The 15,931-nt window shown below is 73.7% G+C and carries 17 protein-coding genes; 12 read left to right on the top strand and 5 right to left on the bottom strand.

Annotated elements, in window-relative coordinates; translation table 11 throughout:
• Positions 1-196 precede the first annotated feature (196 nt).
• Positions 197-1,918, top strand: coding sequence for an ABC transporter family substrate-binding protein (locus DP939_RS13785; protein WP_225878233.1), 1,722 nt, complete (start codon positions 197-199; stop codon positions 1,916-1,918).
• Here DP939_RS13785 and DP939_RS13780 read toward each other — a convergent pair.
• Both DP939_RS13780 and DP939_RS13775 read right to left on the bottom strand, forming a co-directional pair.
• The gene (locus DP939_RS13780; protein ID WP_199565143.1) at positions 1,905-2,246 is read right to left on the bottom strand and encodes an antibiotic biosynthesis monooxygenase family protein; all 342 of its coding nucleotides are present in this window, start codon (positions 2,244-2,246) and stop codon (positions 1,905-1,907) included. The two genes, DP939_RS13785 and DP939_RS13780, sit on opposite strands and share 14 nt — an antisense overlap.
• A gap of 34 nt (positions 2,247-2,280) precedes the next feature.
• Entirely contained in the window at positions 2,281-3,009 is a 729-nt protein-coding gene (locus DP939_RS13775; protein WP_113981044.1) for an SDR family oxidoreductase, read from the bottom strand.
• A 221-nt stretch (positions 3,010-3,230) separates the two neighbouring features.
• Between DP939_RS13775 and DP939_RS13770 the strand changes: the two genes are divergently transcribed.
• The 11 genes from DP939_RS13770 to DP939_RS13720 all read left to right on the top strand — a co-directional run bounded on the left by DP939_RS13770 (position 3,231) and on the right by DP939_RS13720 (position 13,585).
• Entirely contained in the window at positions 3,231-3,578 is a 348-nt protein-coding gene (locus DP939_RS13770) for an antibiotic biosynthesis monooxygenase family protein (RefSeq protein ID WP_113981043.1), read from the top strand.
• 178 nt (positions 3,579-3,756) lie between these two features.
• Positions 3,757-4,686 (top strand): sensor histidine kinase, encoded by a 930-nt coding sequence (locus DP939_RS13765; protein WP_147267982.1) that lies wholly within the window; start codon positions 3,757-3,759, stop codon positions 4,684-4,686.
• The gene (locus tag DP939_RS13760) at positions 4,655-5,437 is read left to right on the top strand and encodes a response regulator (protein WP_113981041.1); all 783 of its coding nucleotides are present in this window, start codon (positions 4,655-4,657) and stop codon (positions 5,435-5,437) included. Before DP939_RS13765 ends, DP939_RS13760 begins: the two co-directional genes overlap by 32 nt.
• 75 nt (positions 5,438-5,512) lie before the next feature.
• Entirely contained in the window at positions 5,513-7,339 is a 1,827-nt protein-coding gene (gene accA, locus DP939_RS13755) for an acetyl-CoA carboxylase carboxyl transferase subunit alpha (protein WP_225878232.1), read from the top strand.
• Positions 7,332-7,820 (top strand): acetyl-CoA carboxylase biotin carboxyl carrier protein, encoded by a 489-nt coding sequence (gene accB, locus DP939_RS13750; RefSeq protein WP_199565142.1) that lies wholly within the window; start codon positions 7,332-7,334, stop codon positions 7,818-7,820. Before accA ends, accB begins: the two co-directional genes overlap by 8 nt.
• A complete protein-coding gene (locus DP939_RS13745) occupies positions 7,817-9,184 on the top strand; it encodes an acetyl-CoA carboxylase biotin carboxylase subunit (RefSeq protein ID WP_199565141.1) in 1,368 nt (455 codons plus the stop codon). Before accB ends, DP939_RS13745 begins: the two co-directional genes overlap by 4 nt.
• 66 nt (positions 9,185-9,250) lie before the next feature.
• Entirely contained in the window at positions 9,251-9,499 is a 249-nt protein-coding gene (locus DP939_RS13740; RefSeq protein ID WP_113981039.1) for an acyl carrier protein, read from the top strand.
• Positions 9,496-10,338 carry a cupin domain-containing protein gene (locus tag DP939_RS49110; RefSeq protein ID WP_113981038.1) on the top strand — a complete coding sequence of 281 codons (843 nt, stop codon included), beginning with the start codon at positions 9,496-9,498 and terminating at the stop codon, positions 10,336-10,338. The genes DP939_RS13740 and DP939_RS49110 overlap by 4 nt, the downstream gene beginning before the upstream one ends.
• Entirely contained in the window at positions 10,335-11,597 is a 1,263-nt protein-coding gene (locus DP939_RS13730; RefSeq protein ID WP_113981037.1) for a beta-ketoacyl-[acyl-carrier-protein] synthase family protein, read from the top strand. The genes DP939_RS49110 and DP939_RS13730 overlap by 4 nt, the downstream gene beginning before the upstream one ends.
• Before the next feature lie 3 nt (positions 11,598-11,600).
• Entirely contained in the window at positions 11,601-12,839 is a 1,239-nt protein-coding gene (locus DP939_RS13725) for a beta-ketoacyl synthase N-terminal-like domain-containing protein (protein WP_113981036.1), read from the top strand.
• Positions 12,840-13,027: 188 nt separating this feature from the next.
• Positions 13,028-13,585 (top strand): NADPH-dependent FMN reductase, encoded by a 558-nt coding sequence (locus DP939_RS13720; RefSeq protein WP_113981035.1) that lies wholly within the window; start codon positions 13,028-13,030, stop codon positions 13,583-13,585.
• Positions 13,586-13,634: 49 nt separating this feature from the next.
• On the opposite strand, the gene DP939_RS13715 is transcribed toward DP939_RS13720, so the two are convergent.
• Genes DP939_RS13715 through DP939_RS13705 form a run of 3 tightly spaced genes read right to left on the bottom strand, consistent with a single transcriptional unit; the run spans position 13,635 to position 15,888 of the window.
• Positions 13,635-14,498 carry a 5-oxoprolinase subunit C family protein gene (locus DP939_RS13715; protein WP_113981034.1) on the bottom strand — a complete coding sequence of 288 codons (864 nt, stop codon included), beginning with the start codon at positions 14,496-14,498 and terminating at the stop codon, positions 13,635-13,637.
• Entirely contained in the window at positions 14,495-15,136 is a 642-nt protein-coding gene (locus DP939_RS13710) for a 5-oxoprolinase subunit B family protein (protein ID WP_225878231.1), read from the bottom strand. The genes DP939_RS13715 and DP939_RS13710 overlap by 4 nt, the downstream gene beginning before the upstream one ends.
• Complete coding sequence (locus DP939_RS13705) at positions 15,133-15,888, bottom strand: LamB/YcsF family protein (protein WP_113981033.1); 756 nt, start codon at positions 15,886-15,888, stop codon at positions 15,133-15,135. The genes DP939_RS13710 and DP939_RS13705 overlap by 4 nt, the downstream gene beginning before the upstream one ends.
• Between the last annotated feature and the right edge of the window lie 43 nt (positions 15,889-15,931).

Here is a 15,931-nt window from a genome sequence, read left to right as displayed (position 1 = left end):
CCTGTGCCGACCTGGCCATCGTCACCAGGGGTGATGTCCGATCGATGGCCGCGCGGGGGCGCGGCGGAAACGATCGCTGTGCGGGCTGTTGTGATTACACTCTGTAGCGCAGCGGTGATCGGGGGCGAACGGTGGTTTCCGCCGGGCGGGTCATGCGCGCGTGACTTGGGAGGGGATTGTGGGAAAGATCCGGCACTTGCGGTCGGGAGGTGCCGTCGTGCTCGCCGTCGGCGCGCTGGCCGGTACCTCGGGCTGTGGCTCCGGTGGGGAGCGGACGGAGCAGGCCGTGCCCACGGTGGCCAGGCCGTCCGACATCAACCCGGTCCCGCGGGAGCGGGTCGCCGACGGCGGCGTACTGCGCTGGGGGATCGACGACTTCCCGCTCCAGTGGAACCGCAACCACGTGGACGGCAACCTGCCCGAGGTCGAGCTGGTCACCGACGCGCTGATGCCGGCGCCGTTCCGCTCCGACGAGCGGGCCGTGGTCACCCCCGACCCCGACTACGTGACCGAGGCCGCGCTCACCTCCACCCGGCCGCGGCAGGTGGTGACCCTGACCCTCAACCCGAAGGCGCGCTGGTCCGACGGCACCCCGATCACCTGGGCCGACTTCGAGGCCCAGTGGAAGGCGCTGGACGGCAGGGGCGACGGCCGCAGAGTCGCGTCCACCACCGGCTACCGGGACATCAAGAGCGTGGCCAAGGGACGCGACGACCACCAGGTGGTGATCACCTTCACCCGGCCGTTCGCCGACTGGCGCTCGCTGTTCACGCCGCTCTACCCCAAGGGCACCAACGCCGACCGCCAGGCGTTCGACCGGTCCTGGCTGAACGCGCTGCCGGTGACCGCGGGACCTTTCAAGTTCGGCGCGTTCGACCCGGCGGCCCGGACGGTGACCATCGTCCGCGACCCGGCCTGGTGGGGCCGGCCCGCCAAGCTCGACCGGATCGTCTTCCGCGCCATGCCGGCCGGCGCGCTGCCCGGCGCGTTCGCCGCGGGCGAGCTGGACATCGCCGACGTCGGCGCGTCCGCCCCCGCCTACAGCAAGGCCAAGAACGTCCCGGACGCGCGGGTCCGCCAGGCCGCGGGGCCCGACTTCCGGCACTTCACCTTCAATGGCGAGAGCCCGATCCTGTCCGACCCGGCCGTGCGCAGGGCCGTCGCGATGGGCATCGACCGCGCGGCCATCGCCCGCTCCGACCTGGCCGGTCTGGACTGGCCGGGCGAGCCGCTGGACAACCACTTCTTCATGCCCAGCCAGCGGGGCTACCGCGCCAACGCGGCCGAGATCGGCCGGCACGACCCGGCCGCGGCGCGGCGGGTGCTGGACCAGGCGGGCTGGCGGCTGCCCGCCCAGGCGGGCGGCCCGGCGCTGACCGCGCCCACCGTCAGGCAGAAGAACGGCAGGCCGCTCCGGCTGACCTTCCTGATCCCGCAGGGCCTTCAGCTCGGCCGGTCGGAGGGCGAGCTGGCGCAGGCCATGCTCAAGGAGATCGGCATCGAACTCACGCTGCGCGAGGTCCCCGGCGACGACTTCTTCGCGAAGTACGTGATCCCCGGCGACTACGACATCGCGCCCTTCTCCTACATCGGCACGCCGTACCCGCTGTCCAGCTCACAGGGGCTGTACGCCGACGGCGTGCGCGCCCCCGGCGGGCGTAAGCACTGGAACGCCAACCTAGGCCGCATCGGCGGTGCCGGGATCGACGCGGCCATGCGCAAGGCGAGCCGGGAGCTCGACCCCGCCGAGGCCCGCACGCTCACCAACCGGGCCGACGCGCTCATCTGGCGGCAGGTGAACGTCCTGCCGCTCTACCAGCGCCCCCAGAACGTCGCGGTGCGCTCGGGCCTGGCCAACGCGGGCGCGCGCGGCTTCCACGACCTGCGGTACGCCGACATCGGCTTCACCCGGCAGTAGTGCGGGCCCTGGCCGCCGGTCCGCCCGCCGACGCCGAGGCGATCTCGATCACCTCGACCGAGCGCTCGGGATCGTAGTAGGGGCGCAGCGGCGCGGTCGCGGGCCGGTGGCCGGGGCTGCGCTCCCACCGCTCGAACTCCTCGCGGCTCGCCCACTCGCTGGTCACCGCGAACGCCCCCGGGTCGCCCGGATAGCTCCACAGCTCGGTCGAGAGCAGCCCGGGCGTGCCCGCGATGGCCTCGGCGATGGCGTGGTAGCCGGAGGTCAGCGTGGCCTCGGCCTCCGGCGGCACGCGGTACCACAGCAGCACACGGATACGGCCGGTCACCAAACGACCTCCTCATGCCCGCACCGGGGCACGATCACGTGCCCCCGTCAACGTCGATGGTAGCTCCCGTCACGTAGCCGGCCAGGTCGCTGGCGAGGAACGCGACCACGTTGGCGACCTCCTCCGCCTGCCCGAGGCGGCCCAGGCTGATGATCGACTTGTAGTGGTCGGCCCGGCCCGCGGGGATGTCGATGGTCTGGATGACGCCCGGCTGGACCACGTTGATCCGGATGCCCTTGGGCCCCAGCTCCTTGCTCAGCGTGCGCGACAGCCCCACCAGGCCCGCCTTGGAGGCGGTGTAGTGGGCCCGCATCGGCAGCCCCACCGTGGCGACCCGCGAGCCGATCAGGACGACCGAGCCGCCCGCCGACAGCAGCGGCAGCGTCTCATGGACCACGGAGAAGGCGCCGGTGAGGTTGGTCTCCACGATCCGCCGCCACTCCTCGTGGGACAGGTCGGCGAACGCGACGTGCGAGATGGCGCCGGCGTTGTTGACCACCACGTCGAGCCCGCCGAGCCGGGCCCGGCACTCGGCGGCAAGGTGGGCGACCCGCTCGTGGTCGCTCACGTCGGCCTGGATCACATGGTGGTCGCCGCCGGTCAGCCGGAGGTCGCGCCGAATCGACTCGACGGCCTCCGACTCCTGCCGGTAGCAGGTGACGACGTCGGCGCCCGCCCCGGCGAGGGTCAGCGCGACGGCGCGGCCGATGCCCCGCGTCCCCCCCGTCACCAGCGCGCGCTTGCCGTCCAGTTTCAACTCCATGGGTCTCCTCCCGTGGTCGTCCGGTCCACGGTCATTGCCTATCAGCGCTGTCTACCTCCGCAGGGCCAGCGTCTCCACCACGCGACGGAGGGGGCGACCGGTACGGCGGCGGGAAGACGGCGGCCGATTCCGGCGGAACTCTGGCAGGGACGGCTCATGAGATTCGGCGACCACGGATCACGATCCTCAGCGGATCATCAGGCGGATCATTAGGAGGACGGATGATGGACACCGGGCCCCATCCAGGGCCACCGGTGCGGGCGGTGCTCGTCTTCACCGTTCGGCCGGCCGACACCGCGGAGTTCGAGCGGGCCTGGGCGGAGGTGGCCGACTGGGCCGGCCGGTGGCCCGGCTGCGTCCGTCAGACGCTGTGCCGGACCGACGCGGCCGAGCCCACGTACGTGATCACGTCGGACTGGGTGGACCGGGCGGCGTTCCGGGCGTTCGAGAGGAGTGAGGAACAGGACACGGTCACCGCCGGACTGCGGCGGCTGCGGCGTACGGCGCGCATGGAGCTGCACACGATGATCGCCGAGCGCAGCGCCTCCGGCCCCGTCCACGTCGCCTGACCGGGCCCCGCGGCCGGCGCCCGCACCGCGCCGGCCGCCCTTTCGTGGCGTGTCCGCGCAGTCGGGAGGCGAGTGGACCTTACGCGCTCTTTACTCTTCGCATACGGTCAGCAACAATGAGTTAGTGTACGTCGCCGGCGTGCACGACTCGGTGCTGAACGGGAGCCAGGGTGCCGTGATGGGAAGAGAGTGTTTCGGCGCCGCCGCCCTTGGGGCGCTGCTGGCGGTCGGCGCGTCCCTGGTGCTGCGCGCGATCGGGCGGGGCGGCGGGCGCGCGGCCGAGCAGGCGGGCGCTGACGCCGATACCGATGCCGACACGAATGCCGACACGAATGCCGACATCGATGCCGCCGTGCGGATCGACGCCGGAGCGGGCCCGGTGGCCGGCGCGGTGGCGGCCGAGGTGTTACGCGAGCGCCGCCGCATCGCCAGAGAGCTGCACGACACGGTGGGCCACGGCCTGCTGATGATCGCGATGCAGGCCCGCAGGCTGCCGCCCCTCGCGCCGCAGGCGCGCCCGGTGGCCGAGTCGATCGACGACATGGTCCGCGTCGTGCTCGCCGACATGCGCCGCACGGTGGGCGTGCTGCGCGGCGACCGCGCGCAGGCCGCGCCCGACCGCGCCGACCCGCTGTCGGCCCAGGTGGCAACGGTGGTCTCCCAGGTGCCCCACGACGAGCCGGGCGGTCCCGTCGAGCTGGCCATCTCCGGCGCCGAGCGCAGGCTGCCCGAGCCGGTCGAGGCCATCGCCCTGCGCGTGGTCAGGGAAGGGCTCACCAACGCGCTCAAGCACGGCGACGGCTCGACGGTCCGGGTGCGGCTCGGGTTCGGCGGCGACCGGCTTTCGGTGAGCGTGCGCAACGGCTGCGGGCGGCCCGCCGGCTACGTGCCGCGCGCGGCGGGCGGCCACGGGCTGGCCGGGCTGCGGGAAAGCGTGATCACCGAGGGCGGCGGGTTCGTCTGCGGCCCGCTCACCTCCGGCGGCTTCGTGGTGCAGGCCTGGCTGCCGGCCGAGGAGCAGGCCCTGCGGCAGGCGCGCGGGCACGCCAGACGATCCACAGAGACGGGGGAAGCTCATGAGATGTGTCCGTCTGCTCATTGTCGATGATCAGCCGCTGGTCCGCAGCGGGCTGCGGGCGACGTTCGAGGGGGTGCGCGATCTGTCGGTGGTCGGCGAGGCGGCCAACGGCGTGGAGGCGATCAGACAGGTCCGCGCGCTGCGCCCCGACGTCGTCCTGATGGATATCAACATGCCCCGGATGGGCGGCCTGGAGGCCACCAGGGAGATCTTCACCGCGCACGGCGGCCCGCCCGCCGCGGGCGGCGGAGCGGTCACCCGCGTGCTGATCCTGACGATGTACGACCAGGACGAAAACCTCTATGAGGCGCTGCGGGCCGGGGCGAGCGGCTTCGTCCTCAAGGACACCCCGACCGAGCAGCTCGTCGGCGCGGTCCGCACGGTGGCGGCGGGCGAGGCGCTGCTGTCGCCGTCGGTCACCCGGCGGCTGATCGAGGAGTTCGCCCGCAGGCCGGTGCTCTCGGCCTCGGCGGTGCCCGAGCTGATCGGGCTGACCGACCGGGAGGTCGACGTCTTCCGGCTGCTGGTGCGCGGCTACCGCAACGAGGACATGGCCCGCATGCTGCTGCTGGGCGAGAGCACGGTCAAGTCGCACGTCCAGCACCTCTACCAGAAGCTCGGCGTGCGCGACCGCGTGCAGGTCGTCATCTACGCGTATGAGCGCGGTCTCATCCAGCCGGGCCAGGGCTGGGACTCCCTCGATCAGACGATCGTGTCCACCGGAAAGGGGAGACGGGAGTTCATGTCGTCGGCGGGCGACAGGGCGGACGGGGCTGCCTAGCGTGGCCTGTGACCAGAGCGGTGTTCTGGCCGGTGTCCTGACCGGAGTCACCACTAGCCACGACTGGAGACAACCGTGACCGACCGGACCCTCATCGTCGATCGCTGGGAGCCCGATCCCGAGTCCGCACCTCCGCACGCCCCGGCGTCCGGGCTCGCGCCGCTGCCCGTGCCCCCGCCCGCACCGCCGCCCGAGCCCGTCCCCGAACCGCCGCCCGCCACGGGGCCGCGCGGCGGCGGCCCGGCCGAGGGCGAGGAGCGCTGGACGGCCTGCGGGCGCTGTCGTTCGCTGCTCTACGTGCCGAGGCTCGCCCGCGACCTGCACGTCTGTCCCGAATGCGGGCACCACGGGCGCGTGGGGGCGCTGCGCCGGTTGCGCATGCTGCTCGACCCCGGCTCCTTCCGGCCCGCGCCCGCCGTACGCGGCGGCGACCCGCTGGGGTTCTCCGACTCACGGCCCTATCCGGTCCGCCTGGCCCAGGCCAGGCGCGCGACCTCGCTGGCCGACGCCGCCTGCCACGGCCGGGGCGCCATCGGCGGGCACGAGGTCGTCGTGCTCGCGATGGACTTCGGGTTCATGGGCGGCAGCATGGGTTCGGCGGTGGGCGAGGCCGTGGCCAGGGCGGCCGACGAGGCCCTGGACACCCGCACCCCGCTGATCCTGATCACCTGCTCCGGCGGGGCGCGGATGCAGGAGGGCGTGCTGTCGCTCATGCAGATGGCCACCACCGCGCAGGCGCTGCGCCGCCTGGAGCGGGCCGGTGTGCTGCGCGTCTGCGTGCTGGCCGACCCCACCTTCGGCGGCGTCACCGCGTCGTTCGCCACCCTGGGCGACGTCCTGGTGGCCGAGCGGGGCGGGCTGATCGGCTTCGCCGGGCCGCGCGTCATCGCGGCGGCCACCGGCCGCCCGCTGCCCGAGGGCTTCCAGACCGCCGAATACCTCCTCGGCAAGGGCCTGCTGGACCGGGTGGAGCACCGCGGGGCCCTGCGCCCGCTGCTGACCCGCGTGCTCGACCTGGCCTCCCCGGTGAGCGGCCCGGCTCCGCCCACGGAGCGAGAGCCGGGCGTGGCGGTCGTGACCGACCCCGCCGAGCTGGACACCGGCGCCAGCGCCTGGGACACCGTCCGCACCGCGCGCGACATCCACAGGCCCACCACCCTCGACTACGTCCGGCTGATCGCCGACGACTTCGTCGAGCTGTACGGCGACCGCGCGCACGGCGACGACCCCGCGATCGTGGGCGGCCTGTGCTCGATCGGCGGGGTGCGGGTCGTGCTGGTGGGCCACCAGAAGGGCCACGACACCGCCGAGCTGGTCGCCCGCAACTTCGGGATGCCGCACCCGTGGGGCTACCGCAAGGCGCTGCGGCTGATGCGGCTCGCCGACCGGCTCGGCCTGCCCGTGGTCACGCTGGTCGACACGCAGGGGGCCGCCCCCGGCGTCGAGGCCGAGGAGCGCGGCCAGGCGTGGGCGATCGCCGAGACCATCGCCGGCATGTCCGACCTTCAGGTGCCGGTCGTCTCGGTGGTGACCGGCGAGGGTGGCAGCGGCGGCGCGATAGCGCTGGCCGTCGCCGACCGGCTGCTGATGATGGAGCACTCCTGCTACTCGGTGATCAGTCCGGAGAGCTGCTCCACGATCTTGTGCGGCGATCCCTCCCAGGGCCCGGCCATGGCCGAGGCGCTGCGGCTGACCGCGCCGGAGCTGCTGCGGATGGGGGTGGCCGACGGGGTGATCCGCGAGCCGTACGGCGGGGCGCAGGCCGACCACGCGGCGGTGGCGGCCAACCTCGCCGCGGCCCTGCTCGCCGCGATCGAGGAGGAGGCCAAAGAGCCCGCCGCGGGCCGCAGGGAGCGCAGGCACGCGAGATTCCGCCGGCTGGGAATGGTGACCGATGGCTGATGAGCCGATGGCGCCGGGCTCGGCGCGCGGTGAGGAGCTGCGCCTGCTGCGGGCGGAGGTGAGCAGCCTGGTCAAGACGATCCCCGGCGCGGTCGAGCGGGTCGCGCTGCGGGTCGGGGAGTGCTCGCTGGAGATCGCCTGGGCGCGCCCGGCCGCGGCGGAGCCCGCGCGGCTCGGCGACGACGCGCCCGCCCTGCCCGCGCCGGCGTCTCCCGCCGCCGCCGATCCGCAGGTGAAGGCCGTACGCGCCCCGCTGGTCGGCACTTTCTACGCCGCTCCGCAGCCCGGCGAGGCCCCGTTCGTCCGCGAGGGCGACCGGCTCTCGGCCGGGCAGCCGGTGGGCATCGTCGAGGCGATGAAGCTGATGAACCAGGTGCCGTGCGAGTGGCCGGGCGAGGTCGTGGAGATCCTGGTGGCCGACGGGCAGCCGGTCGAGTACGGCCAGGAGCTGCTGCGGGTCAGAGTGGAGGGCGCGACGTGAGCGCGCCGTTCAAGAAGATCCTGATCGCCAACCGCGGCGAGATCGCGCTGCGGGTGGCCCGGACGTGCCGGGAGATGGGCGTCCCGTGCGTGGCGGTCCACTCCACGGCCGACGCCGGCGCGCCGTTCGTGGCGTTCGCCGACGAGGCGGTGTGCGTCGGGCCGCCGCCCTCGCGGCGCAGCTACCTCTACATGCCGAGCCTGATCGAGGCGGCCCGGCGGCACGGGGCCGACGCCGTCCACCCCGGGTACGGCTTCCTGTCGGAAGACGCCGACTTCGCCCGGGTGTGCGCGGAGAACGGGATCACGTTCATCGGGCCCGCCCCCGAGGTCATGGAACGCGTCGGCGACAAGGCGCGGGTGCGCGGCCTGATGGCCGAGGCCGGGCTCCCGGTGCTGCCGGGCAGCGCCGGGCCGGTGACGAGCCTGGCCGAGGCCGAGCGGATCGCCGCCGCCACCACCGGCTACCCGGTGGTGGTCAAGGCCGCGGCGGGCGGCGGCGGGCGCGGCATCGCCGTGGCGGGCTCACCGGCCGAGCTGCGCGACGCCTACCGCGAGACCGTGGCGCTGGCCCGCGCCCTGTTCGGCAACGGCGACGTCTACCTGGAGCGTTACGTGCCGGGGGCCAGGCACGTGGAGGTGCAGATCCTCTGCGACGGCCACGGCGGCGCGGTCCACCTGGGCGAGCGCGACTGCTCGCTGCAGCGCAGGAACCAGAAGCTGGTGGAGGAGGCCCCGGCCCCCGGGCTGTCCGACGGGCAGCGCGCGGAGCTGGGGCGGCACGCCGTGCGCGGGGCGCTGAGCGTCGGCTACACCGGGGCGGGCACGATGGAGTTCCTGCTGGCCCCGGACGGCGCGGCGACCTTCATGGAGATCAACGCGCGCATCCAGGTCGAGCACCCGGTGACCGAGATGATCACCGGCCTGGACCTGGTCCGCGAGCAGATCCGCATCGCCGCGGGCGAGGCGCTGGGCTACACCCAGCACGACGTCCGCCTGGACGGCGCGGCAGTGGAGTGCCGGATCAACGCCGAGGACCCCGGCGCCGAGTTCCGGCCGACCCCGGGCCGGCTGGATCGGCTGGACCTCCCCGGCGGCCCCGGCATCAGGGTGGACGCGGGGTTCGTGGCGGGCGGCACGGTCCCGCCCTACTACGACTCGCTGATCGCCAAGCTGGTCGCCTGGGGAGGCACCCGCGAGCAGGCCATCGCCCGGGCCGAACGCGCGCTGGCCGAGACCGTCGTGGACGGCCCGGGGATGCGGACCACCATCCCGCTGCTCCGCCGGCTGCTGGGCCATCCGGTCTTCGCCGACGGGCGGCACACCACCGGGTTCGTCAACGACCTCCTGGCGGGCGGCCTATGAGCCCGGCCTTCTGAAATCAGTCGATAAATCAGTCGCTAAATCAGTCCATTCCCCCTGGAGTGACCCATGTCACAGGCTCTCACCGATCACGATCTCAGGACGCTACTCACCGCGGTCGGACTGTCACCCGACGTGCCCGACGAGTCGTTCTCGCTCACCTTCGAACAGCTCGACCTCGACTCCCTGGCCCGCATGGAGATCGCCACGCGGATCCAGGAGAGGTTCGGCGTGGACGTCGAGGACGACCTGGCGGCCGAGACGTCCCCGCAGCAGGCCAAGCACCTGGTCAACCAGCGACTGGAGAGTGCGGCATGATCGGCCACACCGACAACACCGTGGACATCGACGCCCCGATCGCGTTCGTCTGGCGGCACACCAACGACGTGCGCGGCTGGACCGACCTGTTCACCGAGTACGCCAAGGTCGAGGTGCTGTCGGAGGAGGCCAACGCGGTCACCTTCCGGCTGACCATGCACCCCGACGAGGAGGGCAGGCAGTGGTCGTGGGTCTCCTACCGCGAGTGGGACCTCGACACCTACACCGTGCGCGCCAGGCGGGTGGAGACCGGCCCGTTCGAGTTCATGAACATCACCTGGACCTACGAGGCGCTGGAGGCCGACCGCACCCGGATGCGGTGGATCCAGGACTTCCACATGAAGCCGGGCGCGCCGGTGGACACCGCCGGGATGACCGAGCACATCAACCGCAACAGCCGTATCCAGATGGACCTCATCGCCGAGCGGGTGCGGCTGCGCCGCCAGGCCGTCGTGGGCTTCGACGACGTGGTCTCCAACCGCCGGCGCGGCGGCGACCTGCGCACGCTGGTCGCGCCCAGCACGGTGGGCTCGGCGTTCGGCTTCTGCGGCGCGGTGCGCCTCGGGCCGGGCGAGCGGATCACCGAGCACTACCACCCCTACTCGGAGGAATACCTGTTCGTCGCGCGCGGCGAGGTCCGCATCGACCTGGACGGCACGCCGACCGCGGCCGTCCGGGACCACGCCGTCCTCATTCCGCGCAACGTACGGCACCGGGTGGTCAACACCGGCGACGACGAGGCGCTGGTGGTGTTCACCCTGGCCCCGCTGGCGCCCCGGCCCGAGCTGGGCCACGTGGAGACCGAGACGCTCGGCGAGCCCGCCGCGGAGCCGGCATGACCGGTCGCCGCAGCGTCGTCACCGGAGTGGGCGTGATCGCTCCGGGCGGTGGCTCCAGGGAGGAGTTCTGGACGCGGATCGTCGGCGGCAAGCCGGCGATCCGGCGAATCAGCGTGTTCGACCCGGCGCCCTTCCGCTCGCAGGTCGCCGCCGAGTGCGACTTCGACCCGCTCGCCCACGGGTTCACCCCGCGGGAGTTCCGGCGGCTGGACCGGTTCGTGCTGATGGCGATGGCGTGCGCGGATGAGGCGTTCGCCGACTCGGGCCTCACCCGCGAGGAGATCGACCACGACCGGATGGGCGTGTCGCTGGGCAGCGCGGTCGGGGCCACCATCCGGCTGGAGGACGAGTACGTCGTGGCCAGCGACCACGGCCGCCACTGGGAGGTGGAGGCGCGGCACGCGCTGCCGTTCCTGTACAGCGCGCTGGTCCCGGCCAGCGGGGCGAGCGAGCTGGCCGTGCGGTTCGGCGCGTGCGGCCCGGCGGCAGTGGTGTCCACCGGCTGCACCTCGGGGATCGACTCCATCGGGCACGCCCACTCCCTCATCCAGGACGGCGAGGCCGACATCATGATCGCGGGGGCGTCGGACGCCCCGATCTCCCCGATCACGGTCGCCTGCTTCGACGCCATCCGCGCCACCACCCCGAGCAACGACGACCCCGAGCGGGCCTCCCGGCCGTTCGACGCCGACCGCAAGGGGTTCGTGCTGGGCGAAGGAGCCGCGGTGCTGATCGTGGAGGAGCTGGAGCACGCCCTGGCCAGGGACGCCCGGATCTACTGCGAGATCACCGGGTCCGCCGCAAGGGCCAACGGCTTCCACATGACCGGGCTGCGGCCCGACGGGTTCGAGCTGGGCGAGGCGATCAGCGAGGCACTGGACCAGGCCCGCCTCGACCCCGCCGAGATCGGTTACGTCAGCGCCCACGGCTCGGGCACCAAACAGAACGACAGGCACGAGACCGCCGCCTACAAGCGGGCGCTCGGCGCGGCGGCGCGGCGGGTGCCGATCAGCTCCATCAAGTCGGTGATCGGCCACTCGCTCGGGGCCATCGGCTCCATCGAGATGGCCGCCTGCGCGCTGGTGATCGAGCGCGGCGTACTACCGCCGACGGCCAACCTCACCACTCCCGACCCGCACTGCGACCTGGACTACATCCCGGTCGTGGCCAGGGAGGCGACCGTCGCGCACGCCCTGTCGGCGGGCAGCGGTTTCGGCGGGTTCCAGTCAGCGATGATCTTTTCCAGGTTCCGGGGGTGACGAGTGCGGCAACGGGCGGTGATCAGCGGCATCGGGGTGGTCGCCCCGACCGGCATCGGCACGGCCGACCACTGGCTGGCCGGGCTGGCCGGGCGCAGCGGTATCCGGGAGTTGCCCGACCGCACCGCGTCCGGCCTGCCGGTGCGGGTCGCCGGGCAGGTGCCCGGCTTCGATGAGACCGAGTTCGTGGCCAACCGCCTGATCGTCCAGACCGACCGCTGGACGTGGATGGCGCTGGCGGCCACCGATCTGGCGCTGGCCGACGCCGGTCTGGACACGCGAAAGGAGTTCCCCTTCCACCTCTCGGTGGTGACGGCGGCGGCGTCCGGCGGCAACGCCTTCGGGCAGCGGGAGATCCACGCCCTCTACAAGGAGGGCCCGCGCTCGGTGAGCGCCTACCAGTCGATCGGCTGGTTCTACGCGGCCAGCAGCGGCCAGATCTCGATCAAGCACCAGCTCAAGGGGGCCTGCGGGGTCCTGGTCGCCGACGCGGCGGGCGGCGTGGACGCGCTGGCCCAGGCCCGGCGGCTGATCGGCAGGGGCACCGGCGTGGTGGTGACCGGCGGCACCGAGGCGCCGCTGTCCCCGTACGCCATGGCCTGCCAGGCCGGGCAGCAGACGCTGAGCCGCGACCCCGACCCGGCCACCGCCTACCGGCCGTTCGCCCCGGACGCCACCGGGCAGGTGCCGGGGGAGGGCGGCGCGATGCTGGTGGTGGAGGAGTGGCGGCGCGCGCACCTGCGCGGCGCGACCGTGTACGCCGAGGTGGCGGGGTCGGCCGCGACCCACGACGCGACCGACGCCACCCGCCCGCCCATGCAGTCCGGCCAGTACGCCAGGGCGATGCGCGAGGCGATCGCCCGCTCCGGCTGCACGCCCGACGACGTGGACGCCGTCTTCGCCGACGGGGCGGGCGACGTGTCCGGCGACGAACTGGAGGCGCGGGCGCTGCGGGAGGTGTTCGGCGACCGGCGGGTGCCGGTGACCGTCCCGAAGACGATGACCGGGCGGCTGTGCTCGGGGGGCGCGCCACTGGATCTCGCCTGGGCCGCGCTGGCGATCAGGCACGGCATGCTGCCGCCCACGGTCAACGTCGACGCCCGCGAGGCGGCCCGGCGGCACGGCCTGAACCTGGTCACCGAGGCCCGGGAGGGCACGCTCGACACGGTCCTGGTGGCTGCCCGCGGCGCGGGCGGCTTCAACTCCGCGATCGTGCTCAAGGCACCCGAGTACGAGGAGTGACCAGGGATGCGTGAAACGGCCTGCATGGCGCGGCCGGCGGTAGGCGGGGGTACGGACGCGGGTGCCGCCGTTCGGCCCTGCGCCTGGCTCATGCCGGATTTGCCTTGACACCGGTGTCAAGGTTCTAGCCTGAGCAGCCGAACCCGCCGTCGGGCACCGCCCCGCTCGCTCTCCAGAGAGGCCGCGCCATGAATCTCCTTTTGATCAGCGGCAGCACACGGGCAGGATCCACCAACACCGCCGTGGTGCGGGCGGTGCCCGAACTCCTCCCTACCGCGGCTCGCTGCCTGACCTATCTCGATCTGATGAAGCTCCCCCACTTCAACCCGGACGACGACGTCGACCCCCTTCCCTCCGAGGTCGTCCGCCTCCGTGCGCTGATCGCCGAGGCCGACGCGCTGCTGTTCTGCACGCCGGAGTACGCGGGAGATCTGCCCGGTTCGTTTAAGAACTTGCTGGATTGGACCGTCGGCGGGGTCGAGATCGTCGGCAAGCCCGCGGGCTGGATCAACATCTCGTCGTCCACCACCGGTGCGCAGGGCGCCCATCGCGCGCTGCGCGTCGTCCTGGGCTACACCGGGGCGGCGGTCGTGGACGAGGCCTGCGTCGGGGTACCGGTCGGGCGAGGCGACGTGAACTCCGAGACAGGAGAGATCGACGCCCCCCACGTCCGCGAAGAACTCGGCCGTGCCGCCCACCTGATCATCAAGGCCCTGGACGGGGCGTCCACCACGAATCCGCGATGAAGCCGTACCGCCTTCCCCCTGGCGGCACGCCGGCACGGGGGAAGCGGACTCACTGCGCTCCAGGCCCACCGGGGCGGAAACGGACCTGGTCGCCCGGGCGGAGCTGGGCGGCGACCGCCACGGCGCGGGAGGTCAGCACGCCGATCACCGGATAACCGCCGGTGGGGGGATGGTCGGCCAGGAAGACGATGGGCCGCCCGTCTGGCGGCACCTGGACCGCGCCGGTGACCATGCCCTCGCTGGGGATCTCGCCCTCGCGGGCCCGGTGCAGCGCCGCGCCGCTCAGCCGGACCCCGACGCGGTTACCGTCCGGCGTGACGTCGTACGGCGTGCCGTAGAAGGCGCGCAGCGCCGCCTCGGTGAACCAGTCCTCGCGCGGCCCCGGCAGCACGCCGAGCACCGGCTCGGCCGGGAACGCCGGGCCGGGCACGGCATCGACCGTGATCGGCCGGTCGCCGGCCGCGCCCACCGGCAGCCGGTCGCCGGGACGCAGCGGCGGCGGTCCGAGCCCGGACAGCGAATCGTGCGAACGGCTGCCGAGCACCGCCTCGACCTCGACGCCGCCCCGCACCGCCAGATAGGTGCGCAGCCCCGCCGCGGGAGCCCCGATCGCCAGCTCCGCCCCCGCCGGCGCCCAGATCGGCGCGTACATCGCCGCCGCCCGCCCGGCGAGGCGCAGCGGGCAGGGCGCGCCGGTGACGGCGATCCAGGCCGGTCCGGCGAACCGCAGCCGCGCCCCGCCGAAGGTCAGCTCGACGCCCGCGTGCCCTTCCGGGTTGCCGACCAGGCGGTTGGCCAGGGTCAGGGCGCGCTCGTCGGCCGCCCCCGAGCGCGGCACGCCCAGATGCGCGTAGCCGGGCCTGCCCAGGTCCTGGACGGTGGCGTAGGGCCCGGGTACGACGACCTCGATCACGGGCCCGCCGCCTGGAACCGCACCCGCGTGCCGGGACGCAGGATCGACGGCGGATCGGCGTGGACGTCCCAGGTGCGCACGGTGGTGTGCCCGATCAGCCGCCAGCCGCCCGGCGAGGCCGATGGGTAGACGGCCGAGTAGGGTCCGGCGATGGCGACCGCGCCGGCGGGCACCGAGGTGCGCGGGGTGGCCAGGCGCGGTACGTGCAGCTCGGGGTCCAGCCCGGTCAGGTACGCGAACCCGGGGGCGAAGCCGAGCCAGCCCGCGACCAGTTCGGTGCCGGTGTGCCTGGCGATGACCTCCTGGACGGAAAGGCCGGTCAGCTCGGCGACGCCGGGGAGGTCGGCTCCGTCGTAGACGACGGGGATGACGACGGTGTCGGCGCCGGACGGGCGTTCGGGAGGCGCCTCACCCGCCGCGTCGGCCAGCGCGGCCAGGCGGGTGCGCAGCCGCGCCAGATCGGCCCCGGGCGCGACGACCAGCACGGTCGCCGGACCGGGCACGATCTCCACGACGCCGGGCGGACGCTCGGCGCGCAACAGCGCGTCCAGCCGGTGCGAGATCGCCAGCTCACCGGTCTCCACGAGCAGGCCGTACTCGCCCGCCCGCCGGATCGCGGGCGCCTGACCGCCGGTCACGCGAAGGGCCGCACGGACAGGCCGGCCGCGGTGAGCGCGTCGCGGACGGCGCGGGCCATGGCGACCGCCCCCGGGGTGTCGCCGTGCACGCACAGCGACCGGGCGGCGACCTTCACCTCGGTGCCGTCGGCGGCGGTGACCGTGCCACCGGCGGCCATCCGGGCGGCGCGGGCCGCTACCTCGCCGACGTCGTGCAGCACCGCCCCGGGCTCGCGCCGCGGGACGAGACGCCCGTCGCCGGTGTAGGCGCGGTCGGCGAACGCCTCGGTCACGGTCGGCACGCCCCGCTCGGCGGCCACGTCGCGCAGCACGGAGACGGGCAGGGTGAGCAGCGGCAGCGCGGGGGAGAAGGCGGCGACCGCGCTGACCACCGCGTCGGCCTGCGCGGCGTCGCGGACCACCCGGTTGTACAGCGCCCCGTGCGGCTTGACGTAGGCCACCCGGCCGCCCATCGCCCGCGCGATCCCGTCGAGCGCGGCGATCTGGTACAGCACCTCGGCCGACAGCTCCTCCGGATCGACGTCCATCGCCCGCCGCCCGAACCCCGCCAGGTCGCGGTAGGAGACCTGAGCGCCGATGATCACACCGCGATCGACGGCGGCGGCGCAGGTGCGGCGGATCGTCAGCGGATCGCCCGCGTGGAACCCGCAGGCGATGTTGGCGCTGGTGACGATGTCGAGCAGCGCGTCGTCGTCGCCGAGCCGCCAGATGCCGAACCCCTCGCCGAGGTCGGCGTTGAGGTCGATCTCCATCCCGCACCTCCTGCCGTCACGCCCACCCTAGACCCGCCCGGCC

The organism is Spongiactinospora rosea (assembly GCF_003315795.1).
Classification (GTDB): Bacteria; Actinomycetota; Actinomycetes; order Streptosporangiales; family Streptosporangiaceae; genus Spongiactinospora; species Spongiactinospora rosea.
This window is presented reverse-complemented; position numbering and strand designations above follow the sequence as displayed.

Excerpts from the sequence above, each read along its gene's own strand:
- DP939_RS13775 (WP_113981044.1), bottom strand. The coding sequence starts at position 3,009 with ATGGAGTTGAAACTGGACGGCAAGCGCGCGCTGGTGACGGGGGGGACG.
- DP939_RS13770 (WP_113981043.1), top strand. The coding sequence starts at position 3,231 with ATGATGGACACCGGGCCCCATCCAGGGCCACCGGTGCGGGCGGTGCTC.
- DP939_RS13765 (WP_147267982.1), top strand. The coding sequence starts at position 3,757 with ATGGGAAGAGAGTGTTTCGGCGCCGCCGCCCTTGGGGCGCTGCTGGCG.
- DP939_RS13760 (WP_113981041.1), top strand. The coding sequence starts at position 4,655 with ATGAGATGTGTCCGTCTGCTCATTGTCGATGATCAGCCGCTGGTCCGC.
- accB (WP_199565142.1), top strand. The coding sequence starts at position 7,332 with ATGGCTGATGAGCCGATGGCGCCGGGCTCGGCGCGCGGTGAGGAGCTG.
- DP939_RS13740 (WP_113981039.1), top strand. The coding sequence starts at position 9,251 with ATGTCACAGGCTCTCACCGATCACGATCTCAGGACGCTACTCACCGCG.
- DP939_RS49110 (WP_113981038.1), top strand. The coding sequence starts at position 9,496 with ATGATCGGCCACACCGACAACACCGTGGACATCGACGCCCCGATCGCG.
- DP939_RS13730 (WP_113981037.1), top strand. The coding sequence starts at position 10,335 with ATGACCGGTCGCCGCAGCGTCGTCACCGGAGTGGGCGTGATCGCTCCG.
- DP939_RS13720 (WP_113981035.1), top strand. The coding sequence starts at position 13,028 with ATGAATCTCCTTTTGATCAGCGGCAGCACACGGGCAGGATCCACCAAC.
- DP939_RS13705 (WP_113981033.1), bottom strand. The coding sequence starts at position 15,888 with ATGGAGATCGACCTCAACGCCGACCTCGGCGAGGGGTTCGGCATCTGG.